At 41.5% G+C, this 22,466-nt stretch carries 17 protein-coding genes; 5 read left to right on the forward strand and 12 right to left on the reverse strand.

Going from position 1 to position 22,466, the window contains the following annotated elements; all coding sequences use genetic code 11:
- The 3 genes from HWQ43_RS23055 to HWQ43_RS23065 all read left to right on the forward strand — a co-directional run bounded on the left by HWQ43_RS23055 (position 1) and on the right by HWQ43_RS23065 (position 2,035).
- Complete coding sequence (locus tag HWQ43_RS23055) at positions 1–696, forward strand: HAD family hydrolase (RefSeq protein WP_292738310.1); 696 nt, start codon at positions 1–3, stop codon at positions 694–696.
- Positions 697–766: 70 nt separating this feature from the next.
- Entirely contained in the window at positions 767–1,549 is a 783-nt protein-coding gene (locus tag HWQ43_RS23060; RefSeq protein ID WP_292738311.1) for a class I SAM-dependent methyltransferase, read from the forward strand.
- Between the two features lie 24 nt (positions 1,550–1,573).
- Complete coding sequence (locus HWQ43_RS23065; RefSeq protein WP_292738312.1) at positions 1,574–2,035, forward strand: GNAT family N-acetyltransferase; 462 nt, start codon at positions 1,574–1,576, stop codon at positions 2,033–2,035.
- Positions 2,036–2,448: 413 nt separating this feature from the next.
- Here the strand turns inward: HWQ43_RS23065 and HWQ43_RS23070 are convergent, their stop codons facing one another.
- The 4 genes from HWQ43_RS23070 to HWQ43_RS23085 form a co-directional block, all read right to left on the reverse strand.
- Positions 2,449–4,854 (reverse strand): endonuclease MutS2, encoded by a 2,406-nt coding sequence (locus HWQ43_RS23070; RefSeq protein ID WP_292738313.1) that lies wholly within the window; start codon positions 4,852–4,854, stop codon positions 2,449–2,451.
- Positions 4,855–5,051: 197 nt separating this feature from the next.
- Positions 5,052–5,348, reverse strand: a complete 297-nt coding sequence (locus HWQ43_RS23075; protein WP_041565097.1) for a DUF2288 domain-containing protein — start codon at positions 5,346–5,348, stop codon at positions 5,052–5,054.
- Between the two features lie 144 nt (positions 5,349–5,492).
- The gene (locus tag HWQ43_RS23080) at positions 5,493–6,530 is read right to left on the reverse strand and encodes an AI-2E family transporter (RefSeq protein ID WP_292738314.1); all 1,038 of its coding nucleotides are present in this window, start codon (positions 6,528–6,530) and stop codon (positions 5,493–5,495) included.
- A 273-nt stretch (positions 6,531–6,803) separates the two neighbouring features.
- Entirely contained in the window at positions 6,804–7,442 is a 639-nt protein-coding gene (locus HWQ43_RS23085) for a 1-acyl-sn-glycerol-3-phosphate acyltransferase (protein WP_292738315.1), read from the reverse strand.
- Between the two features lie 133 nt (positions 7,443–7,575).
- Between HWQ43_RS23085 and HWQ43_RS23090 the strand changes: the two genes are divergently transcribed.
- Both HWQ43_RS23090 and HWQ43_RS23095 read left to right on the forward strand, forming a co-directional pair.
- Positions 7,576–13,068: an ATP-binding sensor histidine kinase gene (locus HWQ43_RS23090; RefSeq protein WP_292738316.1), complete on the forward strand. Its 5,493-nt coding sequence runs from the start codon at positions 7,576–7,578 to the stop codon at positions 13,066–13,068.
- Between the two features lie 164 nt (positions 13,069–13,232).
- Positions 13,233–13,508: an ATP-binding protein gene (locus HWQ43_RS23095; RefSeq protein WP_292738317.1), complete on the forward strand. Its 276-nt coding sequence runs from the start codon at positions 13,233–13,235 to the stop codon at positions 13,506–13,508.
- Positions 13,509–13,518: 10 nt separating this feature from the next.
- On the opposite strand, the gene fabD is transcribed toward HWQ43_RS23095, so the two are convergent.
- The 8 genes from fabD to HWQ43_RS23135 form a co-directional block, all read right to left on the reverse strand.
- Complete coding sequence (gene fabD, locus HWQ43_RS23100; protein WP_292738318.1) at positions 13,519–14,400, reverse strand: ACP S-malonyltransferase; 882 nt, start codon at positions 14,398–14,400, stop codon at positions 13,519–13,521.
- An 88-nt stretch (positions 14,401–14,488) separates the two neighbouring features.
- Positions 14,489–15,481, reverse strand: a complete 993-nt coding sequence (locus tag HWQ43_RS23105; RefSeq protein ID WP_292738319.1) for a beta-ketoacyl-ACP synthase 3 — start codon at positions 15,479–15,481, stop codon at positions 14,489–14,491.
- Between the two features lie 156 nt (positions 15,482–15,637).
- Positions 15,638–16,660, reverse strand: a complete 1,023-nt coding sequence (plsX, locus tag HWQ43_RS23110) for a phosphate acyltransferase PlsX (RefSeq protein ID WP_292738320.1) — start codon at positions 16,658–16,660, stop codon at positions 15,638–15,640.
- Positions 16,661–16,717: 57 nt separating this feature from the next.
- Positions 16,718–16,852, reverse strand: coding sequence for a hypothetical protein (locus HWQ43_RS23115; RefSeq protein ID WP_292738321.1), 135 nt, complete (start codon positions 16,850–16,852; stop codon positions 16,718–16,720).
- Positions 16,853–16,895: 43 nt separating this feature from the next.
- Positions 16,896–18,377, reverse strand: a complete 1,482-nt coding sequence (locus HWQ43_RS23120) for a leucyl aminopeptidase (RefSeq protein ID WP_292738322.1) — start codon at positions 18,375–18,377, stop codon at positions 16,896–16,898.
- Between the two features lie 661 nt (positions 18,378–19,038).
- Entirely contained in the window at positions 19,039–20,202 is a 1,164-nt protein-coding gene (locus tag HWQ43_RS23125) for an EcsC family protein (protein ID WP_292738323.1), read from the reverse strand.
- A gap of 310 nt (positions 20,203–20,512) precedes the next feature.
- Positions 20,513–21,316: an alpha/beta hydrolase gene (locus HWQ43_RS23130; RefSeq protein ID WP_292738324.1), complete on the reverse strand. Its 804-nt coding sequence runs from the start codon at positions 21,314–21,316 to the stop codon at positions 20,513–20,515.
- Positions 21,317–21,494: 178 nt separating this feature from the next.
- A complete protein-coding gene (locus HWQ43_RS23135) occupies positions 21,495–22,220 on the reverse strand; it encodes a 1-acyl-sn-glycerol-3-phosphate acyltransferase (protein WP_292738325.1) in 726 nt (241 codons plus the stop codon).
- Positions 22,221–22,466: the final 246 nt, after the last annotated feature.

Raw genomic sequence — 22,466 nt, forward strand, 5'->3', positions numbered from 1 at the left:
ATGAGTTATAAAGCCATAATTTTCGATCTCGATAATACACTATTAAATTTTGAAATATGTGAACGTCAAGCTATTCTTGGTGCCTTGGAAGCTTGTACAATATCTTTAGATTTACATGGAATAAGTGAAAATGTTTTTCTGCAAGTATTTGAAACTTATAATTCCAAGTATTGGAGACACCGAGAAATTTTTTCTCCTAGTGAGTTAATCGAGATGTCTTATCGAAGTACACTTGCTGAATTAGATATACAAACAGATAAAATCAGTAATCTTAGTCAAAGTTTTTGGCATATTTTTAATCATTTTGCTGTAATGGAACCTGATGTAAATGAAGTACTAACTGTTCTCGCAGGTAATTATCGTTTGGCTGTCATCACCAATGGTTTTGTATCAGCACAACTACCAAGAATGCAAGCTGCTGGAATTGAGCATTTTTTTGAGGAAGTTGTAGTTTCTGAAGCAATTGGTTTTGCTAAACCATCTCCTAAGATATTCCATCATGCTTTATCTAGGTTAAATTTAACACCAGCAGAAGTTATTTACGTTGGAGATTCTCTAAAGCACGACTATGCGGGAGCAACACAAGTCAAAATGGATTTTTGCTATTACAACAGAAAAAATCGAAATTTACCACAAGAAGCAAAACCAAAGTTTATGATAAGTGAACTCTTAAATTTGCTGAAATTGTTTAACTAACAGAATTTTTATTCATCTAAAGTTAGATTTTAAATGGTTTATTGTAAATTATTTTGAAGAATTTTTCAATATGTCTATATATAATTCAATTGGTCAACAATACTCAAAAACTCGCGTTCCTGATATCCGCATTGTCAATAAATTAATTGATTTACTCAATTTACCCAAAGGTAGCATTATTGCTGATATCGGCGCTGGTACCGGTGGCTACAGTCTAGCGCTAGCCAATAAAGGATTTCTTGTTAATGCTGTTGAACCTTCTGTAGTTATGCAAAAACAAGCAGTAGAACATCAGCAAATTAAGTGGTTTACTGGCTATGCAGAAAATTTACCTCTATTAGATAACTCTGTTGATGGCATTGTAAGTATCCTAGCAATTCATCACTTTTCTCATCTCGAAAAAGCTTTTCAGGAAATGCACAGAATAATTAGAGATGGGGCAATAATTTTGTTAACTTTTGATATTAGATTAGCTCAGAAAATATGGCTTTATGATTATTTTCCGTTTTTGTGGGAAGATGCGTTGCGATTTTTACCACTTAATGAACAGGTTAATTTAATTCAGATTAATACTAAAAGGCGTGTTGAAGCTATACCCCTTTTGTTACCATACGATTTATCTGATTTATTCGCAGCAGCAGGCTGGAGGCCGCCAGAGTTATATCTTCAAGCAGAAGTACGTGCGGGAATATCATCTTTTGCGTTAGCAAATCAAGATTTAGTAGAGCAAGGAGTAAAGTTACTTGCAGCAAATTTAAGTAGTGGCGAATGGAGAAAAAAATATGGTGATATTCACAATTTGACAGAGATTGATATAGGCTATCGTTTTATCCGTGCAACGCTGGATAACTAAATAATTGTAATTTCAAATAAAATTATGACAAATAAAGTTAGTGTAGGTGAAAAAATTAAAATTAGACAAGCTGAGATTAAATATGTAGAGCAAATTGCTAGTCTTTGCGAACAACTTGAATATTCTGTAACAAATCAACATATAGAGCAGCGCCTTACTAAAATTAACAATAACGATGCTCATATTGTGTATGTTGCCACTTTAGAAGATGAATATGTAATTGGTTGGGCACACGCTCATATTTGTGACTCAATAGTTATTTCGACTCCAGCGATTCTTTTGGGATTAGTTGTAGATAAAGATTATCGTCATAGTGGAATTGGACGTTTTTTGATGCATCAAATTGAACAGTGGGCTTCTCTGGCTGGATGTGATAGTGTTCTGTTACGTTCTAATATTAAACGCAAAGAGGCTCACTTGTTTTATGATAAAATTGGCTATACCAATATCAAGCAATCATTAACTTTTCAGAAGAAATTGATTTAATAAAAAATATGGAGTGCGATCGCTCTTTCCTGTAGGTTGGGTGGAACGTAGTGGAACCCAACACATAATATCGGAAAAACAGAAAATCTTCACACTATAATAATCTTTCAATTTATTGGATAAAATCAATGCTAAAGCTATTTTATATATTTAATTATTTGCTAAGATTAATATCCCTTGATGTTGGGTTACGGCGCAATATAAATTGTTCATTTGTTGCCAAGATACTAATTTGCGCCTCCACCCAACCTACACAGTTTAAGATTTTTGGCGCTAACCCAAGCGTATTGGGTTTTGGGCTTATCTAAACTGTATTGAACTATAGGTGATGATTAATAAAGAGACTTGCAAACAGTAAACGTTACTTGGTAGTTTCTCTAAATATTCTGAGGATTACCATTTGCAAGTAAACTTTATTTTATATGAACAACGGTAACACCAGTGCCGCCATCTGCTTGTTCTGCTGGTTCGTAGTTGTTCACTCTGGAATGCTGTTGCAAAAAGGCGTGAACTCCTTGGCGCAGCTTACCAGTGCCGTACCCGTGAATAATCCAGAGTGGGCCTGTAGCTTCCGAGATGGCTTTATCTAAAATGTATTCGGCATCAGCCACCCGTTTACCACGCAAATCGATGGTATTTTTGGAAGTCCGAATTTCTGGGACAGCTGGCGGTGGCGGGGTTACTGCTGCTGGGGCTGGTTTGGCTTTAACAACTGGTTCGGGTTTTTGACCATCTAGAGATTCTACATCTTGCAACTTCACGTTCATCTTCATTAGCCCAAACCGAACGCTTAACTCGCCATCTTCATCGGGGGCGGTGATCACATCTGCTATCTGTCCCAATTTTGGAATGCGGACGCGATCGCCTACTTTGGGCATAAACCCAGCTTTTGGTTTTGCTGGCGTTGCTGGCTGATATTGCTGGCCAATTTGATTCAAAGCATTGGTAGCTTGCTGGGCTTCTTGGGCTGTGGGCGTACCTTTCTGCAAGCGCCGAATCACTTGGGCAATTTCACCTTTTGCTTGAGCGATCGCTTGCTGGACGGCTATTTCTTGTGAAGCCCGCAAGCTACTTTCCCTTTCTTCCAAACTTGCGGCTTTTGCGGATACTTCTTTGTATAAACGTTCCGCTTGCTGCAACAAACTTTGGGCTTCGGCTGCTTTGGTTTCCTGGCGGCGGCGTTGGGCTTCTAAGCCAGCAATTACTTGGTTGACTTCATCTGTGGCCTCTCCCACTTGGATTTTCGCCTCTTCTACCACTTCTGGTTTTAATCCCAGGCGTAAGGCAATGGTTAAGGCATTAGAACGTCCGGGGATGCCCCATAGCAGACGGTAAGTAGGCGAGAGAGTACTTTCGTCAAATTCTACAGAGGCATTTTCAAACCGCTCGTCTTCGTATTTCAGGGCTTTTAGTTCCCCGAAGTGAGTTGTGGCGATCGTTAGTTGGGCATGGTTAGCGAGATATTGCAACAAGGCGATCGCTAAGGCACTTCCTTCAACTGGATCGGTTCCTGCGCCGACTTCATCAAGTAAAACTAGGGAATTGGGCATGGGGCATGGGGCATTGGACTCTCCCTCATCTCCCAATGCTTCTAAAATCCGACTAATTCGGCGGATGTGTCCAGAAAATGTGGATAAACTTTGCTGCAAGGATTGTTCATCGCCAATATCTGCTAACACTTTGTCAAACCAAGGAATTTCCACTGGTTCGCGGGCGGGGACAAATAAACCCACTTTGGCCATCAATGCTGCTAACCCCAAGGTTTTTAAGGTTACAGTTTTACCGCCAGTATTTGGCCCGGTAATGGTTACAACCCGAATTAGCGGGTTAATCAGCAAATCTACAGGAACTACTGGTTGCCCTTGTTCATGTTGTTGTTGCCACACTAACAAAGGATGTCGTAAGTTCCGTAAGGTAATGATTTCCTTATCTTCACGTTGAATAAATCGCGGGGGATTCGCTCCTAGCCAGAAACTATATCTCGATCTAGCGGTTGCCATATCTAAAGTGGTGGCGATCGCTAACAATCTCTCTAAATCTGGTTTGACTGCGGCTACTTGTTCAGTCAAAATACGGCGAATCGCTTCTTCTTCCGCTTGCTCTCTGCGGATGATTTGCCGCAGTTGGTTGCCTAGAGGCACTACCGAATTCGGTTCTACGTAAAGGGTTGCGCCACTGGTAGATGTGTCGTGAACAATACCGGGGATAGCATCTTTTTGCGGTGCTTTTACGGGGATGACAAAGCGATCGCTGCGTTGCGTAATTAGCTGTTCTTGAACTGCCCCAGATTTTGCCTGTAAGATATTTTGCAGCTTTTGGGTAATTTGGCTGCGTAATCGCCGCAAATCTGTGCGAATTTCTCCCAGTTTTTGACTCGCGCGGTCAGTTACCTGGGCCCGTTCATCAATACATCGGTGAATTTCTTGTTCTAGTTCTGGATAAGTCCGCAAGTCGGCAACTAACTCAGTCAGTATTGGCAAATCTTCCTGATTGTCGATGACACGGCGCAAAGTTCTAGCACCCGCGAGGGTGGTGGCGATCGCTAACAGTTCCTCTCCTGCCAAAACTCCACTGCGTTCTGCCCGTTCTAAGGAATCGCCAATATCTTGAATTCCCTCAAATGACAGTCCCGTAGTCAGGCGACTTTCCAGTTGGTAGACTTCTTTGGTTTGCTCTAACAACTGTTCGCTTTGGGTCTGAGAATCGGGTATTTTCAGATGACGCGCAGCTGTCGCCCCCAGCTTAGTTGCCGCGAAGGTGGCAAGGTGCTGGCAGAGGCGATGCCATTCTAATAATTCTAAGGTTTCAGATTGGATCAAGGTTTCAACATCTAATCTGAAATTATCGTAACAATTCTAGCTCCTAGATGGCTAAATCTTAAAGGAGAAAATTTCGCTTTATTCAAATCAGCCAGATAGTGTGTGGTAATCACCAAGTAATAAATAGCACGTCAAGCTATCTTTCTTGAGAAATTACCTTAACACAAACTGTCATCGAAAACAATACGGAAACTAATTTAAGTAGCGACTATTTCCTTCACCAAAACGTAAGGTTGAACGATGAGAGTATTAAATCGCTTACTGCGCTCAAGATTCCATTCTCCCACCTGTACTGTTGTGGGTTTGGTAATTAATTGCTCATCAATCCACTGTTCTACTGATGGAATGTTATCACTGGCGATCGCTACTCCAACATCCACTAAGTTTAACTCCGGTGCTACCAAAATTACTGCATCTCGTTGTACATGAGGAATTAGCCACTCCCACTCTGCCTCATCCAAAATTTCTGTTAATTCCGCTTTTAAATCCGACATCATTCTTCAATTTGTCTTGGCTAATAAATTATTTTACATTAATTGCTACTTTTAAAAACTCCAAACTCTTGTACAGACGCGATTAATCGCGTCTCTCCTAACTCCTGTAAGGACACAATTAATCGCGTCTCTTTCACCTTTTAGCTAAACTTCTGACTTCATTTCATCAATTTCAAATAAAGATACAATTACTCCCGCAATTGGAATAGATATAAAAACACCTAATAATCCTGCTACTCTGGCACCTACTAGCAAAGCAAAAAATATCACTACAGGATTAAGATTTAGCGCATCTTGCATAATTCGAGGCGAAATTAAATTGTCTTGTATCTGCTGTAGGACAATACAAGCTATCAAGACTTTCAATGCTAACCAAACACCTTGAGATAAGACAAATAAAGTAATTGTGCTTACTCCTAATGTCGCTCCAATGCCAGGAATAATATCAAGAAAACCGACTATTATTGATAATATCAAAGCAAAAGGTACTTTTAATATTAAGAAAACTAGGAAAGTTGTACTTGTGAGAAATGCACTTAATAATAACTGTCGTCTAAAAAATCCTAGAAAAGACCGCCTGATTATATTTGTAAATCTATTGCGGCGATGTTTGGGGACTATTTTTAAAATCAAATTCCACAATTTATCTCCATCTAATAGCATGAAGAAAGCCACAACTGCAATCAATATAAAAGTCACAAAATTCGTCATGAACCCTTGCAAGATAGCCAAACTAGTCACAAGACTTGATACAGCTTGATTCCGCAATTGTTCTTCAATGAAACTTAAATCTATTTGTAAATTACGGCTTCGCAAAAATGCTTCTAGTCCTTCTAATAAAGGTACTAAAGAATTTAAAAACACAGTGATACTATCAATTAATTCTTGTCCTTGAGATAAAACCGTTAAGCCCACGGTAATTATCAGACCGCCTATAATCACAATACTGAGTAAGAAAACTAAGCCAACAGCTACACCGTGGGGCAAAAAACGCCGCAGCCCTTGTACAGGATAGCTGAGTAAAAAAGCCAAAATTGCCGCAAATGTAAAAATAACAATGACTGCTTCAAAGTAAGCTAAAAGCTGTACAATTGCCCAGCCAGAAGCAACTAAAAGCAAAAAGCGGACTAATGCCAGATTATTTAATCGCTCCCAAAAATTCTTGGCTTCAAAGCCGCTCATAATGCTGTTTAGAGTGAAATTGCTGGTAGATTTGCCTAGCAGTTGCATTTAAGCACAAAGTCTAATGTCATTGCTAGAGCAGATTGACCTTAAACATACAGAGATTAAGGGGCGATCGCTACCTCCCTAAAGCATATACAGCAGTTTTCTTTCGTATGAAGTACAAAGCTACTGGTTTGGAGGCAGGGGGCAGAAACTTTTTATATTATGATTTTTAGTCCTGCATTTTATACCTTATTTACTTGCAAACTGCGTTATCTGAGCTTGTCTAGCTTATCGCCCTAAATCATGCATTTCGTTAATTACCGTGGCACACTTTTGTGTCAATCCTTCCAATTCCTCTTTATTACTGGAAGTTGGAGCATCAATCAAGTTACCAATTCTCACAGTGATGGGAACTGCATGAGGTCGGGACGAGCCTTTTTGTAAAATCTTCTCAGTACCCCAGACACTTACTGGTAATATTGGGGCTTTTGCTTTCGCAGCCAGCAGCAGTGCGCCTCTTTTGGGGTCTGTAATTCGACCATCTGGGGTGCGAGTACCTTGCAAGAAAACACCGACAGCCCAACCATTATTGAGATATTCTAGGGCGGAACGGATAGCATTGCGATCGGCACTTCCTCGACTCACCGGGTAAGCACCGTACAGTTTAATCGCTTGCGCCAAAACAGGGATTTTAAATAACTCTTCTTTAGCCATGTACGCCACAGGACGACGTACACAATTAGAGACAATCGGTGGGTCAAAGTAACTAGCGTGATTACTTACTACTAATAACGGCCCTGATTGGGGGACATTTTCCGTACCATGAATCTGGCCCCGAAAGTAAGCGTGAAGCATGGGGCTGACTACTGACCATTTAAAGGCGTGGTAAAGTGCCAGACTGATAAACGGTTCGCGGTTTTTGTCCACAGAAGATAATGCAAATCAAACTGAATTTAGCATAAGCGATCGCAAGGCCCAGAGCAAACGCAAAAAAGCTGTGCAGATGAATTGGTTCACCATTTGGGAATACTAAATCCATAAAATATTAGGATTTTGCAGTATGGATAGCACTACAGTCAGTATTCCCGGATATCGCATCAGTGAAGAACTCTACAATGGTTCTAAAACAATGGTTTATCGAGGGTTTCGAGAGACTGACTCATTACCTGTAGTGATTAAACTGCTGAAAAATCCTTATCCCAGTTTCAGTGAACTAGTGCAGTTTCGCAACCAGTACACTATAGCTAAAAATCTTAACTCACCTCTAATCATCCAAAATTATAGCCTGGAACTATACCAAAATGGCTATGCGTTGGTGATGGAAGACTTTGGCGGGATTTCTCTTAAAAATTATTTCGCCTCGGTAGGAATGCAATATATCGCGTCTCTCCAAGAGTTTTTACTAATTGCGATCGCACTATGCAATACCTTAGAGATACTCCACCGCTGGCGGATTATTCATAAAGATATTAAACCCGCCAATATTTTAATTAATCCCGAAACCAAACAAGTTAAATTAATTGACTTTAGTATTGCATCTTTACTGCCACGAGAAACTCAAACACTCATCAATCCCAATGTTTTAGAAGGGACACTTGCTTATATTTCCCCAGAACAAACTGGCAGAATGAATCGGGGGATTGATTACCGCACGGATTTCTATTCTTTGGGCGTAACTTTTTACGAATTACTGACTGGTGAATTACCGTTTCAGTCAAATGACCCAATGGAGTTAGTACATTGTCATATTGCAAAATTTCCACCATCCCTTCGGGAAGTTAAAAGTCAAAAGTCAAAAGTCAAAAGTGAAGAGATTCCGCAAGTGTTGTCAGATATTGTCATGAAATTGATGGCGAAAAATGCCGAAGACCGCTATCAGAGTGCATTAGGAATTAAATTTGATTTAGAAGATTGTTTAACTCAACTCCAAGAAACTGGTAAGATTGAGAACTTTGAAATTGCCCAAAGGGATGTGTGCGATCGCTTTATTATCCCTGATAAACTCTATGGGCGAGAAACAGAAGTAGAAAACCTACTCCAAGCATTTGAAAGAGTTAGCCTTGGTGCGACAGAAATGATGCTGGTAGCTGGTTTTTCGGGTATTGGTAAAACTGTTGTAGTTAACGAAGTTCATAAACCAATTGTCAAACAACGCGGTTATTTTATCAAAGGTAAATATGACCAATTTCAAAGGAATATTCCCTTCAGTGCATTTGTGCAAGCCTTCCGGGATTTAATGTGGCAATTGTTAACAGAAAGCGATGCTCAAATCCAGCAATGGCAAAGCCAGATTTTAGCAGCTATTGGAGAAAATGGACAGGTAATTATTCAAGTTATCCCCGAATTATCAAGAATTATTGGTCAACAACCACCTGCGACAGAATTATCAGGAACTGCGGCACAAAATCGATTTAATTTATTATTCCAGAAATTTACCCAAGTCTTTACTAGTGCTGAACATCCATTAGTAATATTTTTAGATGATTTGCAATGGGCTGATTCAGCATCCCTGAATTTAATGCAGTTATTAATGGCTGATACAAAGCATCTTTTCTTAATTGGTGCCTATCGTGATAACGAAGTCAACCCATCACATCCTTTGATGTTGACTTTGAATGAGATTCAAAAAACAGCAGCCACAATTAATACGATTACTTTAGCACCACTGAGTCAAGGACAAGTGAATCAATTAGTTGCTGAGACACTTAAATGTACAGAAAATTTGGCATTACCTCTTTCTATACTGATATCTCAAAAAACTCAAGGTAATCCATTTTTTGCTATTCAGTTTCTCAAGGCATTACACCAAGATGGATTAATTGAATTCACCCCCCCAACCCCCCCTTACCAAGGGGGGGCTACGGGGGGGTGGCAATATGATATCACACAAATAAATCAACAAGCGGTTACAGATGATGTTGTTAAGTTCATGGTATTTCAATTACAAAGACTGCCTCAATCAACTCAAAAGGTGTTGCAGTTAGCAGCTTGTATCGGCAATCGATTTAATTTAACAACTTTGGCAATTGTTTCCGAAGAATCAGAAGTTGAAACAGCTGCTAGTTTATGGAAAGCTTTACAAGAAGGGTTGATTTTACCCATTAGTGATGTTTATAAGTTTTATCAGGGAGAAGATTATGATAAATTGGCGCTGTCAACTGGGAATACCAATAAACAATTAGCCAAATATAGATTTTTACATGACAGGGTGCAACAAGCTGCCTATTCTCTAATTCCTGATAACCAAAAACAAGCAACTCATCTCCAGATTGGCCAATTACTTTTACAAAATTCCTCTGTGAGAGAACAAGAGGAAAAACTGTTTGATATTGTCGGGCATTTGAATCTAGGACAAGAGTTAATTACCGAATCAAACGAACGAGAAGCCTTGGCTCAACTTAACTTGGCAGCAGGAGGTAAAGCTAAAAATTCTACCGCATACACTGCGTCCAGAGTCTATTTACAGACTGGGATTGAGCTACTCACGGCCAACTGCTGGCAAGATCAATATGAATTGACCCTGAGTCTCTATGTTGCCGCTACCGAAGCCGCCTACTTGAATGCTGACTTTGATGGTATGGAACAGATAGCAGTACAGGTGTTGCAATCAGCCCAGACGATTTTAGACAAAATTAAAATTTACGAAATTCAAATTGCTGCCCAGACAGCCCAGAGCAGACTATTAGAAGCTATTACACTGGGCAGAGATGCACTCTTAGAATTGGGAGTTGAGCTATCTATCGAGCTAAACGATGCTGAGATTGCTAAAGCTCTACAAGTTCTTGCCAGTCAACTCGAAGGCAAACGAATTGAGGAACTGGCTGACCTACCAGTGATGACTGATCCCAAAGCAAAAGCAGCCATACAATTGTTAGGAATGTTGTTTTCACCTATTATCCAGATAATACCGGGTTTATTGCCCCTAGTTAGCTCGAAAATGGTGAGTCTATCGCTTCAGTTTGGGAATACACCCGCCTCCACGGTGGGGTATGTGCTTCACGGAATGGTGCTGTGTACCTTTTTGGGAGAGATCGAAACAGGCTATGGCTTTGGGCAATTGGCATTGAATTTGCTCGATCGGTTTGATGTGGGGGAATTCAAATCTATGATTCTAATTTTGTTTGGTGGCTTTATTCAGCATCGCCAAGAGAGCTTTAGGGCAACGATATCGACACTGAAACTTGGTTTTACGTCTGGTATGGAAACTGGCGATTTTTTACACGCTGGTTATAACGTTTGCTGTTACAGCTATGCCGGCTTTTGGAGTGGTGCTGAACTAAGCAATTGGGAATCAGATATAGCAAATTACAACGCTGTCTTGACTCAGGTGAAGCAACATTCTGCTCAGACCCATTTAAATCTTATGCGGCGGACGGCAGAGAACTTCAGGGAAACCCGGATTCAGCCGGATTGTTTGAGTGGCACTATCTATGATGAAATCATGATTCCCAAGCATCGCGAGGCTAATGAACTTTCGGTGATGGCTGAGATATATATCCACAAACTTTTACTTGCCTATTCTTTTGGTAACTACAAGGCTGCGAGCGACTACATTGACCAAGCCCAGCAGTATTTGATCGCAGTAGCAGGAGTGATTTTTGCGCCGATTTTCTATTTCTATGCTGCCCTGACGCACCTGGCACTATTTCCCAAGTCAGAAATTGAGCTTTGTGTAATTCTCGCCCAGGTAGAAATCCATCAAACCACTCTGTACCAATGGGCGCAATATGCTCCCATGAATCATCTGCATAAATGGCATTTAGTTGAGGCTGAAAAACAACGAGTGTTGGGAAATAAAACAGAAGCACTTGAACATTACGATCGCGCCATCTCCCTCGCCAAAGAAAACGAGTACGTTAACGAAGAAGCACTTAGCAATGAACTAGTAGCCAAATTTTATCTCGATTGGGGTAAAGAAAAAGTCGCCCAAGCATATATGCAAGAAGCATACTACTGTTACGCTCGTTGGGGTGCAAAAGCCAAAATAGAAGACCTAGAAAAACGCTATCCGCAACTACTCCAATCCATTCTGCAACAGCAACGAATTGACCTCAACTCCCTAGAAACTATTAGCTTTGATGGCACTTCTTCATCTTTTCGCACTTCTAGCACTAGCAGCAGCAGTATTCCCGACGTTCTAGATTTTACCTCTGTCCTCAAAGCCGCTCAAGCTATCTCCAGTTCTCTAGAATTAGACACACTCATCGCCAGTCTCACCCGTATTATCCTAGAAAACTCTGGCGCGAACAAATCTGCACTAATTCTTCCACAAGAAAAGGACACTGCCGTGCGGGGGTTGCCCCCGTTGAGCCAAGTGTCTGGTGATACTTGGCAAGTTAGGGCAATTACCTTTATTGCTCATGAGGAAATACAAACCATTCTTGAGCCACAATCACTCTTCAATTGTCAAGATATTCCCCTAAATATTATTCATTACGTCAAAAATACCCAACAAACAGTTGTAATTAATAATTGTAAAACAGATATTCCTGGTTTAATTGGCAAGTATATGCTGCAACATCAGCCTCTGAGTGTATTTTGTACTCCAATTCTTAATCAAGGGCTGATGGTGGGGATTCTCTACCTAGAAAATAGCTTAACTTCTGGCGTATTTACTAGCGATCGCCTCAGGATAATTAACCTCCTGTCGTCTCAAGCAGCAATATCCCTAGAAAATGCTCGACTATATCAACAAGCAGGAATTGCATTACAAGACTTACAACAAGCACAATTACAAGTTGTTCAAAGTGAGAAAATGTCGGCACTGGGTAATTTAGTTGCAGGGATAGCTCATGAAATGAATAATCCTTTGGGCTTTATTTATGCCAGCCTCCAACAAGCTAAACCCACCCTTACTGATATTGTTGAACACTTGAAACTATATCAAGAAAGTCTACCCAATCCAGGTGATGAAATCAAAGACCATGCCGAAAAAATTGACTTAGATTATACCTTAGAAGATTTACCCAAGATAATTGATTCAATGGTGATGGCGTGCGATCGCCTGGAAAATATCAGCACTAGTTTAAGAACTTTTTCCCGTGCTGATAAAGATTACAAAGTGCCGTTTAATATCCATGAAGGTATCGACAGTACGATTTTAATTCTCAAACATCGCCTGAAAGCAAACGAACAACGTCCAGCAATTGAAGTGATAACTGATTATGGCAATTTACCTAAGGTTGAATGTTTTCCTGGACAATTAAATCAAGTATTTATGAATCTTCTGGCAAATGCCATTGATGCGCTAGATGAATCAAATACAGAACAGAGTTTTCAGGAAATTAAGGCCAATCCCAACCGAATTATAATTAAAACTTCCCAAAAAAGTGAAGGCGTGGAAATTGCGATCGCTGATAATGGTAAGGGAATGAGTGAATCAGTAAAACAAAAGATTTTTGACCACTTATTTACTACAAAAGCCGTGGGGAAAGGGACAGGATTAGGATTAGCGATCGCTCGGCAAATTGTTGAAGAAACCCACGGCGGAAAATTGAGCGTTAACTCAGTTATGGGTAAGGGTACAGAATTTGTAATTGCAATTCCGGAATGATAGTACGTTATTGATTTTGCAACATCATCTGAAAGAGCAATCGCAGTGTCTAGTCATAGAAGTGATAAAAAACTATGGTAACTTGCCTCCGGCGATCTGCTACCCCGGACAACTCAATCAGATATTTATGAATATTCTGTCTAATGCTATTGATGCCTTAGAAGATGCAAATCAGCAGCGCACGCCTAATTTGGATTCATACTTGCTTGGTATCTGAAAACCAAATCAAGATTTCCATTGCAGATAATGGTCTTGGATTTCCAGACACAACTTTAACAAGATTATTTGACCCCTTTTTCACAACTAAAGATGTGGGTAAAGGATCTGGATTGGGTTTATCTATCAGCTATCAAATTGCGACTGAACTACATCAAGGTAAACTTGATTGTAATTCCACATTAGGAAAGGGCGCAGAATTTGTCGTAACCCTACCGATATAAGCTAAAAAAATTAACCAGGCAAATTAGCAGCACTCTGGATATTTTCTAATATTAAATCAGGGCTATTACGTTTAATCAAGCCAGTTAGCACTTTACCAGGGCCAATTTCTATTACTCGCTGGATACCGTTGGCTGGTAATTGCAGACAAATTTCTCGCCATCTTACAGAACCAGTCATTTGTTTGTTCAGGCGTTGCTTTAAAATACCAGCATCAATGGACGGAATTGGTTCGACATTAGACAAAACTGGCACAATAGCTGGCTGAAATTCTACAGATTCTAGAATATCTTGGAATTCCGCAGCTGCTGGTGCGATTAAATGTGAATGAAATGCTCCAGAAACTTTTAAGGGAATAGCACGTTTTGCTTTAACTTGAGTCATCACCGCTTGTACAGCTTCAGTAGTGCCTGAAATTACCACCTGAGCCGAACTATTATCATTTGCGATTACCACATCAGGCGTTTGAGCAATAACTTTTTCTAACTGTTCGCGGTCAAAGTTCATCAAAGCTGCCATCATCCCACCGACGGCATTATCCATGAGTTCTGCACGACGCTTCACCAGATATAAACCAGCTGACCACTCAAAGACACCCGCTATATAAAGAGCAGTATATTCCCCCAAACTGTGGCCAGCAACTAAATCTGGCTGGTGTCCTCGTTCTCGAAGCAGGTCAGCAAGAATGCTTTCGACCACATAAAGACTTGGCTGAGTATACAGCGTCTGTGATAACTTCTCTTCTTGAGTTTGACAAATTTCAGTCACAGACCAACCCAAAATATCCTCAGCTTTGGCAAGCTTGTCTTTAGCGGACGGTATATCTAGTAAATCCATTCCCATTCCCAGCGCTTGGGAACCTTGTCCGGGAAACACCCATGCAGTTTTTGTCATTGGTCAATAGTCAGTGGTCATTGGTCATTTATCATTAGTCATTTGTCATTCACAAAGGACAAATGACTAATGACTAATGACAAAATATTTATCTTCCCCATTGAAAGATTGCCGCGCCCCAAGTAAGACCGGCACCAAAGCCGGATGTCGCAACGATGTCATTGGGTTTAATTTTACCTTGTCGTACTGCTTCATCTAAAGCTAAGGGGATGGAAGCAGCTGAGGTATTGCCGTACTGAGCAAGATTACTTATAACTTTATGTTCTGGGATATTTAGGCGTTGGGCAACGGCATCGATAATCCGCTGATTAGCTTGATGCAATATCAGCCAATCTATTTGATCGACGCTGATGTTAGCTTGAAACAAGGCTTTATCAATTATTTCTGGCACTTTTTGTACAGCAAAGCGGTAAACTTCTTTGCCATTCATCGTAATCGGTTGGTAAGTACCTTTGGTGATATTTACATCAGTCAACAGTTCTTGGGAAGTACCTGTATAAGCAAGGTTGAGGTAATGGTTTTGAGTACCATCACTTTTAAGTGCAAATCCTAATAAGCGATCGCTTTTGGCAGCCTGTAACACCACTGCCCCGGCACCATCACCAAACAATACACAAGTCCGCCGATCTTCCCAATCTACCCAGCGAGAGAGTATATCTGCCCCGATCAATAGTACATTTCTATAGACACCAGTTCTAATGTATTGGGCTGCTGTAACCAAACCAAAAACAAAGCCGGAACAGGCAGCGGTCAAGTCAAAGGCAACTGCGTTGGTAGCTCCCAATTTAGCCTGCACTTGACAAGCACTACCAAACAAATCATCAGGGGTGGAAGTCGCTAGCAAAATCAGGTCTAGGTCTTCTGGTTTAATTCCTGAAGCTGCGATCGCCTGACTGCTGGCGGCAGTAGCGAGTGCGCTCAAGGACTCAGATGGCAGAGCTAATCGACGCTGACGAATTCCCGTTCTTGTCGCGATCCACTCATCTGATGTTTCAACTAGTTCACTCAATGTCTCGTTGTGTAGGGAAGTTGCTGGTACTGCCGAGCCGCTTCCAGTGATCGCTACGCCTAAGTTTTGCACTCCTAATCTCCCAAGCTATCAGCTTTTTGTCTTTTGTCCAAAGTCCAATTGTCAGTTGTCCTTTGTCAGTTGTCATTAGTCATTGGTCAGTTGTCCTTTACAAATGACCAATGACTAATGACCAATGACTAATGACCAATGACTAATGACCAATGACTAACCGCTCTCGCGCTCTAGGATATATTGGGACTGAATTCGTTGTATCACCTCGTTGTCAACAGCTTCTTTTGCCATGCGAATTGCATTAAAAATTGAAGGTGCTTGGGAACTACCGTGACCGATAAAACAGACTCCTGCCACGCCTAGCAGTAAAGCACCACCATGTTCTGCGTGATCCATTCGCTGCTTAATCCGCTTCAAGTTGGGTTTTAAGAGTGCGGAACCGATTTGACCGTGCAATCCTTGGGGTAATTCTTCCCGCAGAATTTGCAGAATCACTTCTCCAACGGCTTCGGCAAATTTTAACAATACATTGCCCACAAAGCCATCGCAGACAATCACATCAAAGCGGCCGGAAAGCACATCACGCCCTTCAGCATTGCCAATAAAATTAATTTGGGAATTTTCGCGTAGCAGTTGGTGGGCGCGGACGGCTGCATCATTGCCCTTCGAGTCTTCTTCACCGATATTCAGCAAACCCACTTTCGGTTCAGGTGTACCCAAAACATACTGACTGTAAGCTGACCCCATAACGCCAAACTGCTCTAAAAACTTGGGGCGGCAATCTACATTAGCACCGACATCAAGTACCAGCACTGGCTTACCAGCAATAATTGTGGGAAAAACTGTCCCGATCGCTGGGCGATCGATTCCTGGCAATCTTCCTAAGCGGAGCAAAGCTGATGCCATAGCGGCCCCAGAGTGACCCGCAGAAAATACGGCATCTGCCTTTTGCTGCTTGACTAAATCCATCGCCACATTGATAGAAGCCTTGCGTTTGCGTCTAACTGCATTTAAAGGCTCCTCATCCATTGCGATCGCTTCCTCAGCAGTCACGATCTCTACCTGCCCTAAACTTGTTTTTGATGGCAAGGCAGCTTCTATTTGTTGGGGATCGCCAACCAACAATATATCTACACCCAATTCTTCTCTTGCTCGCAATGCGCCAGCAACGATTTCACCGGGTGCATGATCCCCTCCCATTGCGTCAATTGCGATCCGTACGCGAGTCGATCCCATTGCTCACAGCTTCTAGAAACCTTACAAATTTTACCAGATGGCAAAGCCCGAAAAAGCTTAATTTTCTGACCGCCAAATTAATTCTGTTACTATTGCAACAATATTTGCTGGCAAGCTCAAGATAGCACGAATTGTTTGGTAGTAGGGAGTAGGGCATTGGGCATGGGGCATTGGGCATTGGGCATTGGGCATTGGGCATTAATTATTCTCCCCTGCCCCCCTGCTCCCCTACTCCTTATTCCCCACTTCCCAGCACCCAATCAACTAGCGTCCGAACGCCGTAGCCAGTTGCTCCAGCGCTGTTGTAGCCATTTTCTTTATCTGTCCACACTGGGCCAGCAATATCTATGTGCGCCCAAGGGGTTTGTTTGACAAATTGCTTGAGGAAAAGGGCTGCGGTAATTGCACCACCTGGACGCGGCCCTGTATTTTTCATATCCGCGATACCAGATTTTAGTCCTTCAAAATATTTTTCTTCCATTGGCATCCGCCAAATCTTTTCTCCTGAACTTTCCGCAGCTTTTTCGATTTGGGAAGCGACAGCTTCATCGGGAGTGTACAAACCAGCAATATCCTCACCCAAGGCAATGACATTGGCACCAGTCAGGGTGGCTAAATCAACGATCGCATCTAATCCCAATTTGTCGGTATACACCAAAGCATCTGCTAGGGTCAAACGTCCTTCTGCGTCGGTGTTGTTCACTTCGATTGTTTTGCCGTTTGATGCTGTGAGAATGTCTCCTGGGCGCATGGCATGACCGCTAATCATGTTCTCAGTAACCGCTGAGATGAAGTGAACTTCCGAATCTGGCTTAATTTGAGCTATTGCTTTTGCTGCGCCCAAGGTGGCAGCTGCACCGCCCATATCAATTTTCATGGTTTCGATGCCGCTACCAGCACCTTTGATGTTGAGTCCGCCGGAGTCAAAGGTTAAACCTTTGCCAATAATTGCTAATTTCTTTTTGGGTGTACCTTCTGGCTTATAAGTTAGGTGAATAAATTTCGGTGGCAAATCGGAAGCTTGGGCTACTCCCAAAAATGCACCCATGCCCAACTTTTCACAGTCTTCTCGTTCTAGAATTTCTAGTTGTAAACCGTATTCCTTGGCGATCGCTTGAGCAGTTTCGGCTAAGGTAATTGGTGTGACTGCGTTGGCTGGTGCTGCGACTAATTGCCGTGCCAAATTTACCCCAGAAACAATTTGATTGGCGCGGGTAATGGCGGCTTCTTGCCCACCGAAACCTAGTAAATCTACACTTTCTATTTGTGAACCTTTATCTTCTGGTTCTGATTTAAAGCGAATATCTTGGTAAAGTGCTAATTCCACACCTTCTGCGATCGCTTGGGCACTCGCTGCTGGATCGTTATTCCACAATGGAAAACTAAAACCCAAAATTTTGCTTTTTTGCTTTTTTCCTACCCTGGCTACAGCCGCAGCAGCGCGGCGCAGAGTATCTAGTTTTAGTGCATCTGGTTTGCCTAAACCTACTAAAATCAATTTCCGCACTGGGCTACCAGCATTTACACGGGTGAAAATAGTGCTATTGGCTTTACCTTTAAATTCTTCTTCAGTAATCAGTTCTTTTAATACCCCAGAAAACTTTTGATCTAAAGTAGCTAGTTCTCCGGTTAACTCTACTGCATCTTCAAATAATCCAATTGCCAAACTATCGCCTGCCCACTCTAGTAAAGGCTTATCACTAGGTTGAATTGTCATTTTGGGATTTTGTGTAAATATTCCTTCTTGTACCAGTATTGCTCAAAATTCTTGTTTCATGCTGAGGGGAGTGGGTATTGGGTATTGGGCATTGGGCATGGGGCATGGGGCATTGGGAGCAGGAGTCAGCAAGTATAAGTTAATAAATTAGTATAAATAGCACTTGTCAATGAGTCTTTAATACTCGTTAATCCACCTCAGAACTCCGTTAACGAGTCTTTGATCCTCGTTAATCCACCTCAGAACTCCGTTAACGAGTCTTTGATACTCGTTAATCCACCTCAGAACTCCGTTAACGAGTCTTTGATCCTCGTTAATCCACCTCAGAACTCCGTTAACGAGTCTTTGATACTCGTTAATCCACCTCAGAACTCCGTTAATGAGTCTTTGATCCTCGTTAATCCATCTCAGAACTCCGTTAACGAGTCTTTGATCCTCGTTAAAGAAGCTATGATCTCCATTCTTTTACCTGACTTTTTGCGTTATGTGGAAAAGTCCACTAAAAACCTAACCCCCTAACCCCCTTCCCGACACGGGAAGGGGGAAAATTCAAAGTCTCTCTCCTTTTAGGAGAGAGATTTAGAGAGAGGTTTTCCAGATACCGTGAAAAGTCAGATTCTTTTACGTCCTGCTTCTTGCCCCATGCCCCATGCCCCATTCCCTATGCCCCAATTGTTGTATCAATGTTAAATTTTCTGGCGATCGCTGCTATTATTTCTTGCTCAAGTCGTGTAGTCTTATTGTCAAGCTGGGCAATTTTTTCACACTGAACGAGCAAGGGTATAGCAAAATCACGATTCAGCTGATTGAGCAGTATATCTAAAGACTTAGGTGATTTGATATTTTGGGCAATGGCATCCAACGAGGTAGGACTGAGTTTTACAGCTTGTAATTCTGGCAAAATTTCTTCCAAAGTCTTATCTGGATGACTAGCCAAAATCATGTGAACTAAGATTTGATCCATGATGGCTTCTTGAGCGATCGCACTTTCTAGATACTTTTCACTTTCGGCTTTTAATGTTGCTAATGTCTGTGGCGATGCCAGAGAAGTAGATTCATCCAGCTTGGTTTCGTAAAATCTACAAGCAGCATACCCCAATGAATAGATCATCGTTGCATTTGAACTAGCTCCAATAACTGCACCCGCCAAGGGCACATTTCGCAGCAAGCCTAATCCCGCAGCTTTCAACAAACGCCCTCCACCCAAAGCCAACCCAAAAATTGCCAAAATTTCACCTTTACGGGCAGGATCTTTTAAATCTAGCCCGTAGACAGATGCAATTTGATAAAGCATTTCTGACTGCAATTTTGTTGTGGCTGTTAAATCAATTGCCAATAATGCCACTGCTATTCCTGGCAAAATACTAGTGGCTAGTCCCACTGTCCCTGCTTGAGTTGCTTTTTCCACCATGATGCGGTGAGCAAGCTGGCTAGGTAATTCATTTGGATACTGTTTTTTAAGCTTGTTTACCGCCGCTTCTGCTTGTTCTAAATCAACAAGGTTACTATCGTTAATCAGCCAATTGAGATTTAAGACTCCAGATAGTTTTCTAATCAGCCAATTTTCGCTGAGGCGATTCACAAACTGACCGCTGGTTTGAGTTGTTTGCTCAATAAACTTGTGTGTTTCTTTTGCCGTCGCTTCTCCCACCCCTACTGCTGTATCTAAAACTGCTTGGCTAGTCTGAACAACAGTTTTAACAAAAGACTCTACTATAGACGGTTCATTTTCTATTGATGATTGAGCCTGAATTCCTGCTTCTGAAGTTTCTCTGGGTGAATTAACTAATTTATTCACCTCTATTTTTTGGGGTTTGTCTGCCATTGCTTGACACCATCTTGTAAAGCCTCTCTCTTTTGGTTGTAGCGAAGTTTGAGGGGCTTTGACATCTCTCGATAAGTACAATTCGTCAGAGCAAATAGGAATTATTCTGAGTTTTAACTATAGACAGAAGATGGATGACAGAGATTTTGATTTTGCCAATGATAACCTAATGTCAAAAACACTTTGCCTTCTAAAATAGTGAGTATTTCTGAAATAAGAGCGCCCATTTTTCTTGGCAATATTGTTCGATCAATTACCAGCAATTAAATCTTCTTGTGTAAGTAGTTCTGTATATTCATCTAATCCTACCTCAGCTATCAGCTTTACTTTCTAAAAAGTCGTTATCTTTAAGAATTTCATAGAGATTAGTATCTTGCTCTAGCAAACAAGCGTGTCCACAATGGGGCAACACTACAATCTTGTTATTTGGTAAGACTTTCCCTATTCGGTTGACTTCGCTTACAGAAGGCAAAAGGCGATCGCTAGCACCAGCAATCAACAAAACTGGTTGAGTCAAGTGACCTAACTTTTCCTCATCGATATCAAACTCTCGCAGCAAAGACAACCGCCAAAGAACGGTTTCTGCCGGCACAGAACGCATAGTTTTCAGCAAATCGTGGCGATCGCTTCGAGAAATGCGTGACAAAGATGCTAAAAATGGCAACAAGCCTAGTGCGCCAATATCATATAATCCTGTTGGCACTAAGTAAGTTAGCTGGGATGCCCAACTTAACCAAGGGCGAAGATGAAAGGACGAAGCTGGGTTAATTAGGATGATTCGCTTAAATAAATCGGGTGCTTGGATTGCCACTTTCATTGCCAAGCAACCACCAAAGGACTCACCACACAAGTAAACTGGCCTCTGAGAGCTTTTTTCTAATTCGGCGTCGATCAAGTCCAATACACTCTTAGTTAGGGCATCCCAAGTGTTAAGGTCTTTTCGGGGGAGCGCCAAAGAGCGCACATCAAACCCAGTTTCTAATCCTGCGGTTTGCGATCGCAATAGTTGACCAGTTCCATCCATTCCTGGCAAATATACCAACAAAGGATACTCTGGCTGTACTCGTTTAGGAGTCAGGAAACAAGGGTTTAGCTCAACTTCTGTGATAGTCATTGGTCATTAGTCATTAGTCATTGGTCATTGGTCATTGGTCATTGGTCAATGGTATAAAACTTTTGGACTGCGAATTGTTGCTTTTATGAGCTTCGGTACTTTTGAGCAAAAACAAAAAAGTCTCGGAACAAGCTACTCAAAGTTGTGCAGACAATCCAAAATTCCAAATCGAATAGCTTTAATAGCAACCTTGACGCAGTAAATTGCTAATTTCACCCTGACAGTGTTCTGTCAGTTCAGCCACAACAGTTCTGGCTTGTTTGCCATGATATTTTTTATGATGTTGGGGCGTAATCCAATAAGGACGACCGATTAACACCGCAACTCGACGATAAATTACCAAGGGATGCCAACCATTTTGATTAAATAAAGGTTCTGAAGGGTCGAATACACTCAAAAGTCTTAATGGGAAGCCATTAGTGTTTACTTCTTCTAAGGAAGCGATCGCGATCGGCAAAATAGCTAAATCCTGCACATTCGCTCGCAATGCCAAATGGGCAAATCCCCGCTGAAACTCACCTACCTGGTTTGGCTGAGTAAATTTCACCATTGGTTCAGTCCCTTCTGGAAATACTCCCACCATCTGCTTGGACTGCAATAGCACCTGTGACTGCGAAAAAAAGCTTTGTTGGCGGTTTTGAGTTTCTTCCAAGGGAAAACACCCCAATTGACGGGTGACAATCTCTCGCATGACTGGAACTTGTCCCATGTAGTGATGGCAAGCAAAGCGAATCGGACTCGATAACGCTGCCATTAAAATCAGTGCATCCATAAAGCTGCGGTGATTGCTGACTACCAAGACGCTTGCATCTTGGGGAATGCGGTCTTCGTAATAGCGGAACATTTGCGTTGAGAATGCCGCCACCAAAGCGCGAGAAATCTCTAGGGGGCTATTTCCACTCATACCTAATCAATATATTTTCCGGTAAATATGGCAATTTGTCTTAATTTAATTTTTACATTTCTTTACTATTGCCATGACCGTCTTAAGATAGAAATATCTAATCTCCAAAAGCAACTAAATTTTCTGTATTCCCAATTATGTATTCTCGATCACAATAATATCTAATAGAAACTATTCGAAAAAATTATGATTAGTTAATTTCCATTTTTTAGGTAAAAATGAGTTTAATTGATGCATATTAAAAAA

The organism is Nostoc sp. JL31 (genome assembly GCF_017114965.1).
Classification (GTDB): Bacteria; Cyanobacteriota; Cyanobacteriia; order Cyanobacteriales; family Nostocaceae; genus Nostoc; species Nostoc punctiforme_A.

Excerpts from the sequence above, each read along its gene's own strand:
- HWQ43_RS23055 (WP_292738310.1), top strand. The coding sequence starts at position 1 with ATGAGTTATAAAGCCATAATTTTCGATCTCGATAATACACTATTAAAT.
- HWQ43_RS23060 (WP_292738311.1), top strand. The coding sequence starts at position 767 with ATGTCTATATATAATTCAATTGGTCAACAATACTCAAAAACTCGCGTT.
- HWQ43_RS23065 (WP_292738312.1), top strand. The coding sequence starts at position 1,574 with ATGACAAATAAAGTTAGTGTAGGTGAAAAAATTAAAATTAGACAAGCT.
- HWQ43_RS23075 (WP_041565097.1), bottom strand. The coding sequence starts at position 5,348 with ATGTCGGATTTAAAAGCGGAATTAACAGAAATTTTGGATGAGGCAGAG.
- HWQ43_RS23080 (WP_292738314.1), bottom strand. The coding sequence starts at position 6,530 with ATGAGCGGCTTTGAAGCCAAGAATTTTTGGGAGCGATTAAATAATCTG.
- HWQ43_RS23090 (WP_292738316.1), top strand. The coding sequence starts at position 7,576 with ATGGATAGCACTACAGTCAGTATTCCCGGATATCGCATCAGTGAAGAA.
- HWQ43_RS23095 (WP_292738317.1), top strand. The coding sequence starts at position 13,233 with ATGCAAATCAGCAGCGCACGCCTAATTTGGATTCATACTTGCTTGGTA.
- fabD (WP_292738318.1), bottom strand. The coding sequence starts at position 14,400 with ATGACAAAAACTGCATGGGTGTTTCCCGGACAAGGTTCCCAAGCGCTG.
- plsX (WP_292738320.1), bottom strand. The coding sequence starts at position 16,660 with ATGGGATCGACTCGCGTACGGATCGCAATTGACGCAATGGGAGGGGAT.
- HWQ43_RS23115 (WP_292738321.1), bottom strand. The coding sequence starts at position 16,852 with ATGCCCAATGCCCAATGCCCAATGCCCCATGCCCAATGCCCTACTCCC.
- HWQ43_RS23120 (WP_292738322.1), bottom strand. The coding sequence starts at position 18,377 with ATGACAATTCAACCTAGTGATAAGCCTTTACTAGAGTGGGCAGGCGAT.
- HWQ43_RS23125 (WP_292738323.1), bottom strand. The coding sequence starts at position 20,202 with ATGGCAGACAAACCCCAAAAAATAGAGGTGAATAAATTAGTTAATTCA.
- HWQ43_RS23130 (WP_292738324.1), bottom strand. The coding sequence starts at position 21,316 with ATGACTATCACAGAAGTTGAGCTAAACCCTTGTTTCCTGACTCCTAAA.
- HWQ43_RS23135 (WP_292738325.1), bottom strand. The coding sequence starts at position 22,220 with ATGAGTGGAAATAGCCCCCTAGAGATTTCTCGCGCTTTGGTGGCGGCA.